The sequence below is a fragment of the Cryobacterium sp. 10I1 genome, assembly GCF_035019805.1.
Classification (GTDB): domain Bacteria; phylum Actinomycetota; class Actinomycetes; order Actinomycetales; family Microbacteriaceae; genus Cryobacterium; species Cryobacterium glucosi.
On the sequence record NZ_JASJVF010000458.1, the window covers coordinates 1 to 1430 of the forward strand.

2 protein-coding genes are annotated in these 1430 nt (G+C 70.2%); both read right to left on the reverse strand.

Annotation, left to right across the window (positions count from 1 at the left end; translation table 11 throughout):
- A partial coding sequence (locus QN345_RS19040; RefSeq protein ID WP_323509114.1) for a phosphoribosylformylglycinamidine synthase subunit PurS occupies window positions 1–180 on the reverse strand: 180 nt, incomplete at its 3' end.
- Window positions 181–253: 73 nt separating this feature from the next.
- Window positions 254–1430, reverse strand: a 1177-nt coding sequence (locus QN345_RS19045; RefSeq protein WP_323509115.1) for a kynureninase, incomplete at its 5' end; no start/stop codon positions are given.

The following is a 1430-nucleotide window of genomic DNA, read 5'->3' on the forward strand; positions in this document are numbered from 1 at the left end:
GCGCACTGCGGCGAGCACGGCCTCGGCGACGGGCCCGTCGACGGTGAGTTCAAAACGCTTGCCGAGGCGAACGCTCGTGAAGCGGGTCTTGCCGAGGCGGCCGAGGACGCCGGCGACGGCTTTTCCCTGCGGGTCGAGCAGCTCGGCCTTGGGCATAACTTCAACGACGATGGTTGGCATGGTTCACTCCGAGACGTCGGGGGCGTGGATGCCTCGATTCTACAGTCCACACGGCCCGGGCCCGGGTCGGCTGTTACGGCCCGTTGCCGGGGCCACTCTGCCCGAACCCCGCCGCGATCCCGGTCCCCGGCGCGAGGCCTGCCTGCCCGAGCAGGACCCCGCGCAGCACGTCGCGGATCGCCGCGACCCCCTCGAGCGTCTCGACGAAGCTCGTGCTGAGCGGCGACAGCCCGATCCGCAAGCCTTCCGGCCCGCGGAAATCGGGGATGACGTCGTGTTCCCAGAGTGTCGTCGTGACTTGCCGCATCGCCGGGTGGTTGACCGTGACGTGGCCGCCGCGGTGGGTGTGGTCGCGCGGCGACGTGAGCCGCACGCCGAGCGGCACGAGCCACTCGTCGACGAGGGTGATCGCGAATTCGGTGAGCGCGACAGACTTGGCCCGCACCTCCTCGATGCCCGCTTCGCCGATCATCGCGATCGTGTCCTGCATCGCGAGCATGCCGACGACCGGCGGCGTCCCGCTCTGAAACCGGCGGATGCCGTCGGCCGGGTGATACCCCGGCCCCATCGTGAACACGTCCTTCGTGCCCATCCAGCCCTGGATCGGCTGGGTGAGCACGTCCTGGAGGTCGCGGCGCACGTAGCCGAAGGCAGGCGCCCCCGGCCCGCCGTTCAGGTACTTGTACGAGCAGCCGACGGCGAGGTCGACGTCGCAGAGGTCCAGCTCGACGGGAACGGAGCCGACAGAGTGGCTGAGGTCCCAGAGCACGAGGGCGCCGACAGAGTGCGCCGCCGCGGTGATCCGGCGCATGTCGGCGAGGAACCCGGAGCGGTAGGCGACGTGGCTGAGCAGGACGAGCGCCGTCTGCTGGCCGATCGCCGCGCGCACCTGGTCGAGTGAGACCCCGCCTGCGGGATCCGAGTGGATCCAGTGCAGGGTCAGGCCGCGCTCGGCGGCGATGCCCTCGATCAGGTACCGGTCGGTGGGGAAGTTGTCGGTGTCGAGCACGATCTCGGTGCGCGCCGGTTCGGAGCCGACCCTGCGGTAGTCCACCGCGGCCCGGGCGAGCTTATAGAGCAGTACGGTCGTCGAGTCGCCGATGAAGACCTGGCCAGGCGCCGCGCCGAGCGCGACCCGCCCGAGTTCGTCGCCGATCCGGAACGGAAGCTCCATCCACTCCTCGTCCCAGCCGCGGATCAGCCGGGTTCCCCAGTTGTGGGTCAGGAACTCGGTGATCCGCCCGACACTC